At 56.9% G+C, this 14813-nt stretch carries 13 protein-coding genes and 1 pseudogene; 8 read left to right on the plus strand and 6 right to left on the minus strand.

Features of this window, described 5'->3' with window-relative positions; translation table 11 throughout:
* Positions 1–478: 478 nt before the first annotated feature.
* Positions 479–2833 (plus strand): clamp-binding protein CrfC, encoded by a 2355-nt coding sequence (gene crfC, locus ABIC80_RS23345; protein ID WP_429178727.1) that lies wholly within the window; start codon positions 479–481, stop codon positions 2831–2833.
* Entirely contained in the window at positions 2830–3711 is an 882-nt protein-coding gene (locus tag ABIC80_RS23350) for a YjcZ-like family protein (protein ID WP_263753454.1), read from the plus strand. The genes crfC and ABIC80_RS23350 overlap by 4 nt, the downstream gene beginning before the upstream one ends.
* Here ABIC80_RS23350 and kdgT read toward each other — a convergent pair.
* Positions 3708–4703, minus strand: a complete 996-nt coding sequence (gene kdgT / locus ABIC80_RS23355; RefSeq protein WP_042712731.1) for a 2-keto-3-deoxygluconate transporter — start codon at positions 4701–4703, stop codon at positions 3708–3710. The two genes, ABIC80_RS23350 and kdgT, sit on opposite strands and share 4 nt — an antisense overlap.
* A 602-nt stretch (positions 4704–5305) precedes the next feature.
* Here kdgT and proP point away from each other — a divergent pair.
* Positions 5306–6808 (plus strand): glycine betaine/L-proline transporter ProP, encoded by a 1503-nt coding sequence (gene proP, locus ABIC80_RS23360; protein WP_263753453.1) that lies wholly within the window; start codon positions 5306–5308, stop codon positions 6806–6808.
* Between the two features lie 38 nt (positions 6809–6846).
* On the opposite strand, the gene ABIC80_RS23365 is transcribed toward proP, so the two are convergent.
* The 3 genes from ABIC80_RS23365 to ABIC80_RS23375 form a co-directional block, all read right to left on the minus strand.
* Positions 6847–7794 carry a nickel/cobalt transporter gene (locus ABIC80_RS23365; protein WP_429178729.1) on the minus strand — a complete coding sequence of 316 codons (948 nt, stop codon included), beginning with the start codon at positions 7792–7794 and terminating at the stop codon, positions 6847–6849.
* Between the two features lie 69 nt (positions 7795–7863).
* Positions 7864–8475, minus strand: coding sequence for a DUF2238 domain-containing protein (locus tag ABIC80_RS23370; protein WP_023478443.1), 612 nt, complete (start codon positions 8473–8475; stop codon positions 7864–7866).
* Between the two features lie 145 nt (positions 8476–8620).
* A complete protein-coding gene (locus tag ABIC80_RS23375) occupies positions 8621–9361 on the minus strand; it encodes an SDR family oxidoreductase (protein WP_429178730.1) in 741 nt (246 codons plus the stop codon).
* Positions 9362–9501: 140 nt separating this feature from the next.
* Here ABIC80_RS23375 and ABIC80_RS23380 point away from each other — a divergent pair, with 140 nt between their 5' ends.
* A complete protein-coding gene (locus tag ABIC80_RS23380) occupies positions 9502–9951 on the plus strand; it encodes an NUDIX hydrolase (RefSeq protein ID WP_429178731.1) in 450 nt (149 codons plus the stop codon).
* A 9-nt stretch (positions 9952–9960) separates the two neighbouring features.
* Here ABIC80_RS23380 and ABIC80_RS23385 read toward each other — a convergent pair whose 3' ends face one another.
* Positions 9961–10341, minus strand: coding sequence for a winged helix-turn-helix transcriptional regulator (locus tag ABIC80_RS23385; protein WP_279793805.1), 381 nt, complete (start codon positions 10339–10341; stop codon positions 9961–9963).
* Positions 10342–10491: 150 nt separating this feature from the next.
* Here ABIC80_RS23385 and ABIC80_RS23390 point away from each other — a divergent pair, with 150 nt between their 5' ends.
* Together ABIC80_RS23390 and ABIC80_RS23395 are read left to right on the plus strand one after the other, a co-directional pair.
* Positions 10492–10962: a nuclear transport factor 2 family protein gene (locus tag ABIC80_RS23390; protein ID WP_429178733.1), complete on the plus strand. Its 471-nt coding sequence runs from the start codon at positions 10492–10494 to the stop codon at positions 10960–10962.
* A gap of 175 nt (positions 10963–11137) precedes the next feature.
* The gene (locus ABIC80_RS23395) at positions 11138–11629 is read left to right on the plus strand and encodes a SymE family type I addiction module toxin (RefSeq protein WP_429178734.1); all 492 of its coding nucleotides are present in this window, start codon (positions 11138–11140) and stop codon (positions 11627–11629) included.
* Positions 11630–11697: 68 nt separating this feature from the next.
* Here ABIC80_RS23395 and ABIC80_RS23400 read toward each other — a convergent pair whose 3' ends face one another.
* Positions 11698–12216, minus strand: a complete 519-nt coding sequence (locus ABIC80_RS23400) for a ClbS/DfsB family four-helix bundle protein (RefSeq protein WP_429178736.1) — start codon at positions 12214–12216, stop codon at positions 11698–11700.
* 211 nt (positions 12217–12427) lie between these two features.
* Here ABIC80_RS23400 and ABIC80_RS23405 point away from each other — a divergent pair, with 211 nt between their 5' ends.
* Positions 12428–12865 carry a DcrB-related protein gene (locus tag ABIC80_RS23405; protein ID WP_429178738.1) on the plus strand — a complete coding sequence of 146 codons (438 nt, stop codon included), beginning with the start codon at positions 12428–12430 and terminating at the stop codon, positions 12863–12865.
* A gap of 14 nt (positions 12866–12879) precedes the next feature.
* Positions 12880–14813: pseudogene (locus tag ABIC80_RS23410) on the plus strand (PAAR domain-containing protein); the annotation flags it as partial.

Raw genomic sequence — 14813 nt, forward strand, 5'->3', positions numbered from 1 at the left:
TAAAAAAACAACGCCCGCGACACCACCTGTCATTCGCTTAAGCGATGCTTATCTCATCACATCATTGAGAATCTACTTATGTGTGATAATTAGAATATTTGCCGGTTGAAATTGCCAGCATTTACTAATTCAGATATGGTGACAGTTAGCAACCGGTGTTATTTGTAACCAGGCTGTCACACCTGTTAAATGCGCCATTCCCGGCGAATAATTACCTCTCAGATCGGGTGGGTAAATCTATGATGATATATCCTGGCTATTCATAAAAATGCGCTAAGCTCTAACCCTTTGGTTTTTAAAGACCAGAGTACTATTGCTGTCCCTTTTTACGGGAAAGTTTTTATTTTCCCAAATGCCATCAGGTGTTTATCTTTTCGAAGATATTTTCTACACGTAATTATAAAAGCCGAAACTTCACTAATAAAACTCAACGGCTAAATAAAACAAAGAAAATTTGCGTTAAGGAAAGACTTTTGACATGCACACACAAACAATATTTGAATTAAGTCAGGAAGCAGAACGGCTGTTACAACTCTCTTTGCACAACCTGCTGGCCCTGAAAAAAATGCCGGCGGCGGCGCTTGATGAGACAAATATCAGCAGCGCGGCGCAAAATAAAAATGTGTTGCCCCTGCACTTCAGCGCCCGCGGCGTTGAGGCGCAAGAGGCGACCTTACAGAACGAACTGCGCAAAATCACCCGGCTGGAGATGGTGCTGGCGATCGTCGGTACCATGAAAGCGGGCAAGTCGACCACCATCAATGCGATTGTCGGCACGGAAGTGTTGCCGAACCGCAACCGCCCGATGACGGCCTTGCCGACGCTGATCCGCCATACTCCCGGTCAGAAAGAGCCTGTGCTCCATTTCTCTCACGTCGGCCCGATTGATGCGCTTGCGCAGCAGTTGCAGACGCGGCTGTTCAATTACGATCGCGACAAGCTGGCGCAGAAGATTGAGATCGATCGCGATATGGACTCGCTGCTGGCGCGCATTGCGCAGGGCGATGCCTTTGATAAGCACTATCTCGGCGCGCAGCCGATCTTCCACTGCCTGAAAAGCCTCAACGATCTTGTACGTCTGTCGAAAGCGCTGGGCGTCGATTTTCCCTTCTCGGCCTACGCGGCGATTGAACATATTCCGGTTATCGAAGTGGAGTTTGTTCACCTGGCGGGGCTGGAGAGCAACCTTGGTCAACTGACCCTGCTCGACACGCCGGGGCCGAACGAAGCCGGGCAGCCCCATTTACAGAAGATGCTCAGCGAGCAGCTGGCGCGCGCCTCGGCGGTGCTGGCGGTGATGGATTACACCCAGCTGAAATCGATCTCCGATGAAGAGGTACGCCAGGCGATCTCGGCCGTTGGCCGATCGGTTCCGCTCTACGCGCTGGTGAATAAGTTTGATCAAAAAGATCGCAACAGCGACGATGAGCACCAGGTTCGCGCGCTTATCTCCGGCACCTTAATGAAAGGCAATATCACACCGACGCAGATCTACCCGGTCTCCTCAATGTGGGGCTATCTGGCGAACCGCGCCCGTCATGAGTTGCAGAAAAAGGGGCGCTTGCCCGATCCAAACGATCAGCCCTGGGTGCAGGACTTTGCCGAAGCGGCGCTCGGTCGGCGCTGGCGCATGGCGGATCTGGATGATACTGAACATATTCGTCACGCCGCCGATCTGCTGTGGCAGGATTCGCTGTTTGAGCTGCCGATCCGCAACTTGCTGCACGCGGCCCATGCCAACGCTTCCCTCTATGCGCTGCGATCCGCCTCGCATAAACTCCTCAACTACACCCAGAGCGCGCGGGAGTATCTCGATTTCCGCTATCAGGGGTTGACCGTCGCCTATGAGCAACTGGAGCAGAATATCGCCCGGCTGGAAGAGGATATGACTCTGCTGCGCACCAGCCAGGCGCGGGTGCGTGATGAGGTCGATCATGAAGTGGAAGAGGCGCTGGCGGCGGCAGAGATCTTTATCAACGGTCAGCAGTTTGAAATTGTCGAAGCGATCGACGCCTGGTTCCATGATGGCCAGCTGATGGCGATGGCCAGCGAGAGCCAGGCCGATTTACGCCTTGATGAGCGCTTAAGCCCAGGCCAACTGGTGCTGGAAGATGAAGGCCAAGCGCAGATCGCCCTGAGCAAAATGCGCTCCGCCTGCGAGACAATCCTGCTGGCGGCGCAGGAGCGCATCAGCCGTGAACTGGCGCTGCGTTTTGATGAGCTGGAGAACACGCTGACGCGCTCGCTGAACGATGCCATGCGCCCGATCGAAACGCGCATCAAAGCGGAGCTGAGCCATGCCGGTTTTCGTGCCCGCATCTCTTTTCCCGCGTTTCAGCCGAGCACGCTCAACTTTAATGCCCGCACGCTGTTTAACAATGTCATCGCGCCGGAAGAGAGCAGCGCCGCGCAGGCCAGCCGCATTGGCGGCGTGCGCGAAACGGTCTCGCGCTGGCTCAATAACCCCAACTGGGGCTGGGACGACTATGTGGCGACGCGCACCCGGTATGTGATCGACCTCGGCACGCTGCATAAGAAGCTGACCGCCCATGTGGCGCACTTCTGCGAGCAGATCCGCAAAGCGCTAAGCGCGCAGGTTGATGTCTCCGTCACCGCAGGCATGGCGACCTTTTTTGCTGAGTTCTCCCAGAGTCTCTCCGGGTTGCAGGAGAGCCTGCGCGAGAGCATGGCGATCCGCCAGCAGAACGAATCCTCGGTCAGCGCGCTGCGTCGCCATTTGCTGCACTGTATCAGGACGGCGCACTGGATCCATGAGGATGCGCGGCTGTTACGTGATGATATCCAGACGCTCTTCGCGGCGGAGCAACCATGAAAAATCGACTGCTCGACGGCCCCGGCAGGGTGCTGGAATCTATTCATCCGAAATTTATTGTCGATCTGGTGCAGGGCATCGACGCACTGCGCCAGACGACGATCGCGCCACAGCAGCAGATTTTTCGTGAGCGGCTGGCGCAGGAGATCATGACCCAGACGCAGCTGCGCCCGTGGGCGATCTCCGGCAAGCTTGAGGAGAACGACGCTCTGCGGCTCGGGCTGGCAGAGAAGCTGGCGAGCATGCTCGATCCCGGTTATCTGGCGCTGACGCGCATTACGCAGCGGCTGAAGGCGATGCAGCACGCCGAGCGGCGTCCTGGCAGCGTCACGCCCGGCGCGCAGCAGCAGTACGACGTGTTGCTGGAGCACTTTAGCCAGCGCGCGGCATTTAAGGAGAAAGCGCTGACGCAGCGCGGGCTGGCGGTGCAGGCCGGTCATCACAGTGAACAAGTTTTTACCCACTGGCGCGCGGGAAGCTACAACGGCTGGTCGATGGCCGGACGCTGCTACGTCGCGCTGGAGGAGCTGCGCTGGGGGGCGTTTGGCGATGCCTGTCGGCTGGCGAATGAGGATGTAGCGACGATGCTGAAAGATAACCTGCGGGTGATGGCGGCAGAGTTTCTGGCGCAGGGCATTGATGCGTCGCAAGGGACGCGCCACTTCTATCATCAATGGCTCGCCGCGCCGTCCACGCCAGGGGTGATGGAGTATAAAGATCTGCTGGGCTGGCTCGGGGACTGGTGTGATGCAGAGCGCCATCCGATTTGCTGGTCGGTGACGCAGAGCTGGCAGCCCGTCGCATTGGGGATGCCGAGACTCTGCTCGGCAGCCCGTCTGGCGACGGCGATGGTTGATGAGGTTTTCGACGACCTTTAGTGGCTCGTCGACTCGGTTCGCGCCGCCATCTCTTCCGGCGTCGGCACCTTGCCGAAGCGTCGTGCGTAGAGCGCGGTGATAATCGGCACCAGGATGGCGGTGACAATTACGCTCGCGGCGACCAGCGCGGTTGCTGATGCGGCAACCGGTTCAAAGGCCGGGTTAATCTGGGCGATGATCACCGGGTTAGCCACCGCCGCACCCGCTGCGGAAGAGGCCGCCACGCCCGCAGTACCATTCCCGCCGCCAATCAGTCGGTCCGCCATAATCAGCGGAATACCGGTGATAATAATTACCGCCACGCCAAGGAAAATCCCCAGCAGACCGGTCTCCATAATCACTTTCAGGTTGATGGTGTTACCCAGCGCGAAGCCGAAGAAGGGGATCAGCACCGGCGTCGCTTTACTGAAGAAGGCGCGCAGATCGTGGTCGAGGTTGCCGAGGGCAAAGCCGATCAGGAACGGCAGCACCGCGCCGACAAAGTGGTGCGGTTCAAACGAGGCGAGGCCAGCGGAGCCGAGGATCACCATGGTCATCAGCGGGCCGGACTCCAGCGACATCAAGACAAATGCCCCCGACTCCTCTTTACTGCCGTACTGGTTCATCAGGCTGGCATAGAGCCCGCCGTTGGTCATATCCATCGCTGAGACAATCGCCAGCACCGACAGCCCGGCGAAGAAGCCGGTCTGAATGCCGGTATCGGGAATAAAGGAAGCGGCAATCATCGCCACCAGCCAGGCGACAGCAATTTTTGTCAGCACCAGCGTGCCTGATTTGCGCAGCACCGTGCCGGTCGCGCGAAGATCAATCGAGGCGCCAATACAGAAAAACCACACTGCCAGAATCGGCACCGTTCCGCTAATCATGCCTTTAGTGAAGGAGCCAAAATAGGCACCGGTATCGGGCGCCAGAGTATTCAGAATGGCGCCTAACAAGAGCGGAACTAACATCATCCCGCCAGGAATACGTTCAATGGTGGCCTTAATTTTCATACACAATCCTCACGACTCGTCATTCAGATGAACGAGGAGCTAAAAAATGAATCATTCGATGTTTCAGAGATTTAAAGCATTCAGAAGCCAGCGCATTGACGATGGGCGGCGGCAGAGCGGCCTGAACAGACTCATCAATACCGATGAGTTAGCCCTTAACGCTGCTATTAGTGGGGCTATCATGAGGCGATTGGAATATCTATTCAATAAGAATGAAACGCTGTTTTAGTTACACCGATCACAGAATTCGCGTAAACATTTATCGATGTTTCTTTATTTATTTTCGATGTAAATGGCTTGTAAAAAGGTGGGTCGAAAGCCGATCGCGCTTTTTTGAAATGAGGCAAAAAGTGAGGTAAAAACGGTGGTTGATGATTACCGGTTACAACTATGTGAATTTGATCACATTTATAAACCCTGATAGGGTAATTCGCTCATTCACTGCCCAACAGGCGTCAACAGGTTCGGTTGTACAGGCTTTGAACAGTTAGTGTAAGTAAACCTGCTACGCTTGAAAGAATGGCCGCAAGGCCGATAAAAAACGCCTGCCATGGATGGGTAAACGGGCGATACAGGGCGAGAGTCTTAAGAGGAAAACAGAGATGTTAAAAAGGAAAAAAATCAAACCGATAACGCTACGCGACGTCACGATTATTGACGACGCGAAACTGCGTAAAGCCATCACCGCCGCGTCGTTAGGTAACGCGATGGAGTGGTTCGATTTCGGTGTTTATGGCTTTGTGGCCTACGCACTTGGCAAAGTGTTCTTCCCCGATGCAGACCCCAGCGTGCAGATGATAGCCGCGCTCGGGACCTTCTCCGTTCCATTCCTGATTCGTCCACTTGGCGGCCTCTTCTTCGGCATGCTGGGGGATAAATATGGACGGCAAAAAATCCTCGCGATCACGATAGTGATCATGTCCGTCAGTACCTTTGCTATCGGGCTTATACCTTCGTATGAGTCGATCGGCATCTGGGCACCGATTCTGCTGCTGTTATGTAAGATGGCGCAGGGCTTCTCCGTCGGCGGCGAGTATACCGGCGCGTCGATCTTCGTGGCCGAATACTCCCCGGACCGTAAACGCGGCTTTATGGGCAGCTGGCTGGACTTCGGCTCTATCGCCGGGTTTGTCCTCGGCGCGGGCGTGGTGGTGTTGCTGTCGACGATTGTTGGCGAGCAGAACTTCCTCGACTGGGGCTGGCGTATTCCGTTCTTCCTGGCACTGCCGCTGGGCCTGATTGGCCTCTACCTGCGTCATGCGCTGGAAGAGACCCCGGCGTTCCAGCAGCATGTTGATAAGCTCGAGCAGGGCGACCGCGAAGGGCTGCAAGAGGGGCCGCGCGTCTCCTTTAAAGAGATTGCCAGCAAACACTGGCGCAGCCTGCTGACCTGTATTGGTCTGGTGATCTCCACCAACGTCACCTACTACATGCTGCTGACCTATATGCCGAGCTACCTGTCGCATAACCTGCACTACTCGGAAGATCATGGGGTGCTGATTATCATCGCCATTATGATCGGTATGCTGTTTGTGCAGCCGGTGATGGGTCTGTTGAGTGACCGCTTCGGCCGCCGTCCGTTTGTGCTGATTGGTAGTATCGCGCTGCTGGCGCTGGCGATTCCGACATTCAGCATGATCAACAGCGGCGTGATGGGGATGATTTTCGCTGGCCTGCTGCTGCTGGCGGTGATCCTTAACTGCTTCACCGGCGTAATGGCTTCCACATTGCCAGCGATGTTCCCGACGCATATCCGTTACAGCGCGCTCGCCAGCGCCTTTAACATCTCCATTCTGGTTGCCGGTCTGACGCCAACGCTGACCGCCTGGCTGGTGGAGACCTCCAATAATCTGATGATGCCAGCGTACTACCTGATGGTAATCGCGGTGATTGGCCTGATTACCGGCCTGACGATGAAAGAGACGGCGAACCTGCCGCTGAAAGGGGCAACCCCGGCAGCGTCGGATATGCAGGAAGCGCGTGAAATTCTGCAAGAACATCACGACAACATCGAACAGAAAATCGAAGATCTGGATGAAGAGATTGCCCAACTGCAGGAGAAACGCTCCCGCCTGGTGCAGCAGCATCCGAAGATTGACGAGTAACTAAATTAAACCCGGATGGCTTAGCCCTCCGGGTTTTTTTAACACCCTGCCGCAATATAATCCCCGTTTGCACTCACCGGGATCACCGTTAAAAAGAGCACCAGCGCAAAGAGCATCAGCGCCACGCCACCCGCGATTTTAAGCCCCGGAACCAGCCAGCGTAAGCGACCTGACTCACTGCCAAACAAGGATGCAGTGCGGTTACGCGCATAACGCACCGCCAGCGACAGCCCCATGATCGAGAGCGCTGTGCCGAAGGCCATGGTCATCACCGCCGCCATTCCCCACGTGACAATGCCGAGCGCATTCGAGAAGAGCAAAATCATAATGGCTCCGCTACAGGGCCGCGCGCCAATCGCCAGAATCACGCCCAGCCGGGTTTTCCAGTCGCCCTGCGTCGACACGCCAACGCCGTGATGCCCGCAGCCGCACTGCGCGTCGTGCATATGCGTCAGGGAGCGGATGCGCAGCGCGCGCGGTCGCAGGCTCTTCACCGCGCGCCAGATGACATAGGCCCCGAAGCCGCCAATCAGCACCGCGCTGACCTTCTCGACATACCAGCGGCTTTCGCTGAGATCCCCCGAGGCGAGGTTAAACCCGACCGCCAGGATAAAGACAAACAGGATCGCGCTGACGCCCTGCATCAGGCTGCCGAGCAGCGGAACCATGCGCGCGGCGGTCTCGCTCTCTTTATTGGTGCTGAGATAGGTGGCGACAATAAATTTGCCGTGCCCCGGCCCGATGGCGTGCAGCACGCCGTAGAAGAACGCCCCGGTCAGCAGCCACAGCCCGCCGCTGTACTGATGATTATTGAGTTGCAGCAGGTACATCACCAGGTAGCGATGAAGAGTAATTTGCGCCGCCAGGCACCACTGCAAAAAGGCACCCCAGTGCGTGTGCAGGGCGAAAGCGGCGACCAACCCTGCCGCCAGCAGCGTAAGTGCCGCCGGCAGGCGCCAGTCGCGGGTGAGAAGTTGCGTCGTCATAGGCGTTCAGCGATTAAGAAGGGATAGCCCGCAGTATAGGTGTCGTCAGGTGCGGGCTCCAGTCTGGGATCAAAGATTGAGCTGCCGTTTGTGCCAGCGCCCGAGCAGCAGCACGGTGGTCAGCGCGCCGAGCAGGGCGCAGAGCATATCCGACTGGGTATCCCACGGATCGCCCTGCGTACCGAGGAAGTCATCCGCCCCCTGGCCCATCGCCAGCGCTGCCCACCACTCAATCAATTCATAGGTGGCGCTGATGGCTAACGCAATACAGCAGACGATAAAGTCGAGCATCTTGCCACCGCGCACGTACTGCCCGCGCAGTAAAATCTCCCGCGCCGCCAGCGCCGGAACCAGCCCCTGAAAGAAGTGGCCAAGTTTGTCGTATGGGTTGCGGCTAAGGTTGAACAGGTGCTGCACATCAAAGCCGATCGGCACTTTGGCATAGGTGTACATCCCGCCAACCATCAGGATGATGGCGTGGAAGAAAATCAGCGTGTAAAGCAGGGCAGTCAGCGGGTAGCGCCGCCAGGTAGCGAGCAGCAGCGGCACCACGATCATCACCGGGATCACTTCCATCAGCCAGGTGGCACGGTCATGGGTAAAGAGACCGGTATAGATAAGGATCAGTAACAGGATTAGCGCTGCGCCGTACAGCGCAGGGCGGTTAACGCTCTTGAGCATACGAATGTCCGTTTCGGTAACAGAGAAAAAGAGACTATCGGCTGAAAAGGGGGAAAAGACAAATGGTTGAGAACGGGTGACGATGATGAAAAAAATCCGCCTTAGCAGCGGATTCTGGTTTTCAGCACGTTAATCACTTATCGAATCAGTAATGCACCAGCCCACCATCCACGGCGTACTGGCTGCCGGTGACGTATGACGCATCATCCGAGAGCAAAAAGAGTGCGACGGCGGCGGCTTCCTGTGCAGTGCCGGCACGTCTGAGCGGCACCTGGCTTACTACAAAATCCTCAAACTGCTGGCGCGACTCTTCGGGCATAAAGTGCCTGAAGTTGGTCTCAATCGGCCCCGGCACCAGCGTGTTGGCGCGGATATCGCGCGGTGCCAGCGCGCTGGCCCAGCTCTTGACCATCGCAACAACTGCGCCTTTGGTGGCTGCATAAAGGCTGGTCATCGCCGCGCCTTCGTAGACGGAAGAGGAGGCGGTGACCAGCACCGACGCGCCGGAATGTAATGCGCCAGAAAGCGCCGCCAGCTGGAGCATTGGGCCGCGCACGTTGGCATTCATCATGCGGTTAAAGCTCTCGGCTGTGACCAATTCTGGCGCGCCGACTTCGGCATAGCCAGCGTTCAGCCACAGGCCGTCGAGGGATCCCCACTGACTAATCGCCGTCGCCAGCGTCTCGATATCCGCTTCGCTGGCAGCATCGCTTTTCAGGATCAGCGATGAGGCGGGCAGCAGCTTGCGGGCCTCAGCCAGGCGCGTTTCGTTCAGCCCGGTGATCGCGACCTCGCCACCCTCGCTGACGATGCGCTGTGCACCCGCCAGCCCCATCCCGCTGGTGCCGCCGGTGATCAACACGCGTTTGCCTTCAAATCTGCTCATAAATAGCCCCTGTTGGTTCCTGAAATGAACGTTTACCTTACGCAACCGCGCCAGCCGTTTCGAGACGAAAAATGGTAGTTCCATTTCTGCGGTGAATGGCTGTATAAAAAATCAGTACTTCAATTATGGATCAAGACACGATGAGCAGAGAGCGCTACCACCTTTCGATTGCCCTGTTTGTGCTGCTATTGCGCGGAGATGATCTCCTGATGCTGCGGCGATCGCAGACCGGCTGGATGGATGGGAATTACAGCCTGCCCGCAGGCGGTCTTGAGTTTGGTGAAACCCTTGCAGCCGCTGCCGCCAGAGAGCTACGGGAGGAAACTGGCGTTGAAGCGGCTGCCAGCGATATGCAGCTGGCGCATACCATGCATGTGTGGACAGAAGATCGTTCCTGGATGGGGCACTATTTTATCTGCCGCCAGTGGCAGGGCACGCCTTTCCTCGCCGAGCCGGAAAAACACAGTGAGATGGGCTGGCAAAGGCTTACGGCCTTGCCGGAGAAGACCATTCCTTATGTGCGCCAGGCGCTGGAGGCTATCAACGCTGGTCAACGCTACTCGGAGTATGGCTGGGAGAGCCGGAGATAACCTCTGCGCCTACTCCTGCTGCTGTTCATGCTGGCGTCGGCGGGAGCGGCAGATATCAGCATGGTTTTCATCTGCCCACTGAATAAGTTTCTGCATCGGTTCCAGAAACGATCTCCCAAGCGGCGTTAAGGTGTACTCCACGCGCGGCGGCACTTCCGCATAAACGGTGCGGCTGACGTAACCGTCTGTTTCAAGACGTTTTAGCGTGCGGGAGAGCATCTGGCGGGAGATATCGCCAATTTCCCGGTTCAGTTCATTAAAGCGCAGCGTGCGTTCCGCTAGCGCTTCCAGAATCAGCAGGCTCCACTGATCGCCGATTTGATTAAGCACATCGCGGATTGGGCAGGGCTGCCCAAACTCGGCGATATCATTCTGGTCGTTGTCGCTCATTTGTTATCTCTCTTTTGCCGCCAATAGTCAGCTTCGTGTGACTAAGTAGCTGAATTTTGACCTCTTGTTGAGGTTTTGCGGGCAATGTACCATCCGCGCTCTTGACGGTCTATTTTTGTGACCAAAGGTAATGTACTAAAGGAGATCACAATGAAAAAGTTTATTAGCGGTGCGCTGTTAACGGCAGTTCTCATCACTTCTGGCAGTGCTATAGCGGCCCCTGCTGCAAATGCGCGCAATGTGGCGACAGAAGAGGCTAACCGACAGCTGGTGGTTGATTTTTATGATAAATTCTTCAATCGCCACGAGGTAAAAGAGGCCGCGAAGGTCGTTGATGAGCATTACCGCCAGCACAACCCCGATGTGCCGGACGGCAAAGCGCCGTTTGTGAATTACTTCACCGGTTTCTTCAAAGAGAACCCGCACTCTGCCGCGCGGATTGTGCGTAGCGCTGCCGACGGCGATTTAGTCTGGTTGCAGGTTCACTCGACCAATGACAGTAACGATCGCGGCCAGGCGGTGATGGATATCTTCCGTGTGAGCAACGGGAAAATCGTTGAACACTGGGACATCATTCAGTCGGTGCCGGAGAAGTCCGCCAACGCCAATACGATGTTCTGAAGAGCGATCCCGGCTGCGTGCAAACGAGGGCAGGGGGAGAACACCCATTTTGCGAGGCAAATTCCGGAATAACGTTTTGTTTTGCAGGAAGAAGTAAAACCGCTTGTCGGCTTTGAGCATCAGCGCTATTTTTCACCGGCACCTGCAAAATCAGGTGCCGGGATTGGAACCCTGAATGACTTCATCGGCGACATATAGCGCGTTCACGCTTTTTTTATGTCGTGCGTTCGGCTACACCTCAATGGTGGGTCGGGCGGGGGCGTCGCAAGACGCGCCGGTATCGATGAGGCCGGTAGTTCCAACCCCGCCCGATTCCGCCACCCAAGAGATTGGAACCTCTGGTGACGGTAATAATCATTACTCATCGGAGGCTGCCCTTATGGCTACGACCCCTACCCAGACTCATCCATCCCCCAAAGCCGAACGCCGCTACACCGTCGGCTATGCCCCCAATCAGGGTGATACCAGCACGCCTTGCCTCAACCTGAGCGGCAAATGGCTGAAAGAGGCCGGGTTTACCACCGGTAAAGGCGTCACCGTGAAAATCGCCGGAGACTGCATTGTGCTGATCCCCGATAACGACAACGAGCATGCCCTGCGGCAAGAGTTAAAGCAGATGAAGCAGGCGGTAAAAGCGGTGAAAGAAGGGGTGCTGAGCGCGCTTTGAATCTGGAATTAAGTGGACACCAGCACCACAGTTTTAGGGAGTTAGTGTCCACTTAATAACGCTGATAATCACTTCAAAAGTAGGTTCTTATCTTTCGCCCACTTCCTTAAACGCACATTCGCGTTGGCGTACGGCGAGGCGGTGTTAAACGAGATCATCCGGCCCATCGTCCATTTCGTGTACCACGGTCTTCCATACAAAACCTCATCCGTGCGCGCATCAATAAGGTGGACGATTTCACTTTTGGCGCGTTGCAGTTCTTCAATCAGTTCGCCATAGCTTAACGCGCTGTAATCCGAGTAAAACTTTTGCGCGAGGAGACCCAACTGGTTCCACTTGTACCCCGTTTCCGGGAAATCGACGGGCAGGCCTTTGGCATCATTGGTTATCCACTTCACGACTAGCTTGTTCCATCCGAGCAAATAGGCGACCAGGTTATGCACGCTCATCGTTGTTCCTTTAGCGTGACCCTCCATGGAAACCTCTGACGTGATTTCCGGTGGGATCCTGTTTAGATAACTCATTAATTTAGCGAAATTTTTATCGACAGCGGAAAGCAGTTCAGCTTTGGTTTGCGGCACGCTCATCACGAATTCCTTCTCAGATAAGAAGAGACACTATCAATGCACGGGGTGAGGTTGAGTAGGAGCTCACCGTGTTAACACAGGGAAGTTACAGGCCATATCTGTACCTCATCGGGGAATAATATCTGCGCGGGAGCTCTCATTCTCGCGTCTGGTTTTCAGCCAAACCCTGTGCGAAAATCCATTTTTCTGAACCTGTGACAGGACGCACTTTATGTCAGAATCCGCTCAGCCCTGCCTGTTTACCGAAGGCCAGGTCACCCTTCCTGAAGGCTATCAGGACCGCACCGTCAATGTGTTCACGCCACCCGGCGCGAATGCACCGGCGCTCAATATCTCCCGCGACACGCTAAACCCCGACGAAACGCTGGCGGCCTATATCGACCGCCAGATGGCGCTGATGGCGAAACATCTCAAGGGCTGGAAAACGGGCAAGCGCACAGAGGCTGTGCTTGGCGACAGCCTGGTAACCGGCGAAATCATTTATGCCAGCTACCTGCGTGACGGTAAACGCACCTTTCAGCAGCAGGCAGTGTTTAATCCGTCCGCTGACCATATTCTGGTGTTCACGATGTCCGCCGTGCGGGCGTTAAACGACGCCGATCGTGCGCTGCTTCTTTCCGTTCTCAAAAGTTTCCGTTTCCACGCTTAACAAGGATTGTTGCTATGTTTGAAGCCGCGTATGCCGGTGATGATATAGGCCATTCCGGCGCGCTGGCCGGCATGATTGTTGGCACTCTTGTCGGCGGCGCGATTGCGGCACTGGGCGGCATCGCGGCCGGTGCGCTGATGGTCGCAGGCATCGGTGCCTCCTGCCTGGGCATCGGTGTACTGCTTATCGGCGCCAGTCTCGCAGTCGGTTTTCTCGCCGAGGAGGTGGCGACCGGGGTGCGCCGACGGCATTGCCGAAGGAATGGCGGCGAACATGACGAAGAAAGGCGTCATCACCACCGGCTCTCCTGACGTCTTTATCAACGGTAAGCCTGCCGCTATTGCCACGGACAGCATGGTGGAGTGCGACGACGACGGCTCGCAGCAGATGGCGGAAGGTTCCTCCCGCGTCTACATTAACAATCTCCCTGCTGCCCGTATCGGGGACCGCACCACCTGCGATGCGAAGGTGATGACCGGCTCCGGCAACGTCCTTATTGGTGGAGACCCGGAACAGACGCTGCCGATAACGCCGGAAGTCCCCGAAGTGCTCTACAAAATATCAGACCTCACCCTGCTGTTTTCCGGGCTGGCTGGCGGCTGGGGTGGCGCGGCCAGCAAGGTCGGCGCGGTGGGTAAGCTGTTGTCGAAACTGCCGGGTATCAGCAAAATCGGCCGCATCGCCTGCCGCTTCGGTGCAATGCTGACCGCCATCGCGGCGGGTGGCATTATTGCCCGCCCGGTGGATATCATCAGTGGGCAGAAGTTTCTCAGCGGCGACGACGAGCTGGACTTTGTGTTGCCGTCGCGTCTGCCGGTGCGCTGGCAGCGTTACTGGCGCAGCGGTAACCCGGGTGACAGCGTGCTCGGTCGCGGCTGGAATCTCTTCTGGGAGACCCGTCTGGAGCGTTACCAGGAGGGGCTGGTGTGGCGGGCACCGACCGGGGATTACGTATCCTTTCCTCTTGTAGCGAAGGGTTACCGGACCTACTGCGAAGCTGAAAAGCGCTGGCTGGAGCACCATCAGGACGATACCTGGTCGGTGTATGACATCAGCGGTGAACGCTGGCACTACGCCCCGCTTGAGAGCGATAAACCCTCCCTGTTGCAGCGCATTTCCGAACCCTGCGGCAACGCTATCCTCTTCGAGTGGAACGATAACCTCACCCTGCATGCACTGACGGACAGCGTCGGGCAGCGCGTGGTCTGCCGCTATGAGGGCGACCGCCTTGCGGGAGCCTGGCTGAATGATGATATCTGCCTGGTCAGTTACGCTTATGACGAACAGCGCCAGCTGACCTCAGTGACCGGCCGGGGCGGTAACGTGCGCAGGCGTTTCCGCTGGCAGGACGGCCTGATGTGCGCCCACGAGGATGCAAACGGCCTGGTGAGTGAATACCGCTGGCAGGAGATTGCCGGTCTGCCGCGCGTCACGGCTTTTCGCCACAGCGGCGGTGAGCAGCTAACTTTTGAGTATGATTTTGACAACGGCACCCGCCGGGCCATCCGTGATGACGGGGTGCAGGCGCAGTGGCTGATTGATGACGATGACAACGTCGCCGCCTTCACCGACTTCGACGGTCGCAAGAGCGCCTTTATTTACCGCGACGGCGAGCTGTGTGATGTCATCCTGCCGGGCGGTGCCATGCGCCAGAGCCGGTGGGACAGGTACGGGCGCATGGTCCAGGAGACAGACCCGGCCGGGCGGCGGACGGAATATTACTGGTACCGCCTCACCGATCGCCTCACCCGCACGGTCTGGCCGGACGGCACGACAGAGCAGAGCCTGTATGACCTGCAGGGACGGCTGCTTTCGGAAACCGACGCCGCAGGCAACCGGACCACTTATCACTACCCCGATGATGAAGAACCTTTACCGGACAGTATCACCGATGCGACAGGCGGAGTGGTGCGCCTGGAGTGGAACCGTCAGGGGCTACTTACGCAGC

It is taken from the genome of Kosakonia sp. 1610, from assembly GCF_050435845.1.
Classification (GTDB): domain Bacteria; phylum Pseudomonadota; class Gammaproteobacteria; order Enterobacterales; family Enterobacteriaceae; genus Kosakonia; species Kosakonia cowanii.

Bases quoted from the DNA above. Each gene is read 5' to 3' on its own strand.
- ABIC80_RS23400 (WP_429178736.1), bottom strand. From the start codon at position 12,216: ATGAGCGTGCCGCAAACCAAAGCTGAACTGCTTTCCGCTGTCGATAAA.
- crfC (WP_429178727.1), top strand. From the start codon at position 479: ATGCACACACAAACAATATTTGAATTAAGTCAGGAAGCAGAACGGCTG.
- ABIC80_RS23365 (WP_429178729.1), bottom strand. From the start codon at position 7,794: ATGACGACGCAACTTCTCACCCGCGACTGGCGCCTGCCGGCGGCACTT.
- ABIC80_RS23390 (WP_429178733.1), top strand. From the start codon at position 10,492: ATGAAAAAGTTTATTAGCGGTGCGCTGTTAACGGCAGTTCTCATCACT.
- ABIC80_RS23350 (WP_263753454.1), top strand. From the start codon at position 2,830: ATGAAAAATCGACTGCTCGACGGCCCCGGCAGGGTGCTGGAATCTATT.
- ABIC80_RS23370 (WP_023478443.1), bottom strand. From the start codon at position 8,475: ATGCTCAAGAGCGTTAACCGCCCTGCGCTGTACGGCGCAGCGCTAATC.
- ABIC80_RS23385 (WP_279793805.1), bottom strand. From the start codon at position 10,341: ATGAGCGACAACGACCAGAATGATATCGCCGAGTTTGGGCAGCCCTGC.
- kdgT (WP_042712731.1), bottom strand. From the start codon at position 4,703: ATGAAAATTAAGGCCACCATTGAACGTATTCCTGGCGGGATGATGTTA.
- proP (WP_263753453.1), top strand. From the start codon at position 5,306: ATGTTAAAAAGGAAAAAAATCAAACCGATAACGCTACGCGACGTCACG.
- ABIC80_RS23380 (WP_429178731.1), top strand. From the start codon at position 9,502: ATGAGCAGAGAGCGCTACCACCTTTCGATTGCCCTGTTTGTGCTGCTA.
- ABIC80_RS23395 (WP_429178734.1), top strand. From the start codon at position 11,138: ATGACTTCATCGGCGACATATAGCGCGTTCACGCTTTTTTTATGTCGT.
- ABIC80_RS23375 (WP_429178730.1), bottom strand. From the start codon at position 9,361: ATGAGCAGATTTGAAGGCAAACGCGTGTTGATCACCGGCGGCACCAGC.
- ABIC80_RS23405 (WP_429178738.1), top strand. From the start codon at position 12,428: ATGTCAGAATCCGCTCAGCCCTGCCTGTTTACCGAAGGCCAGGTCACC.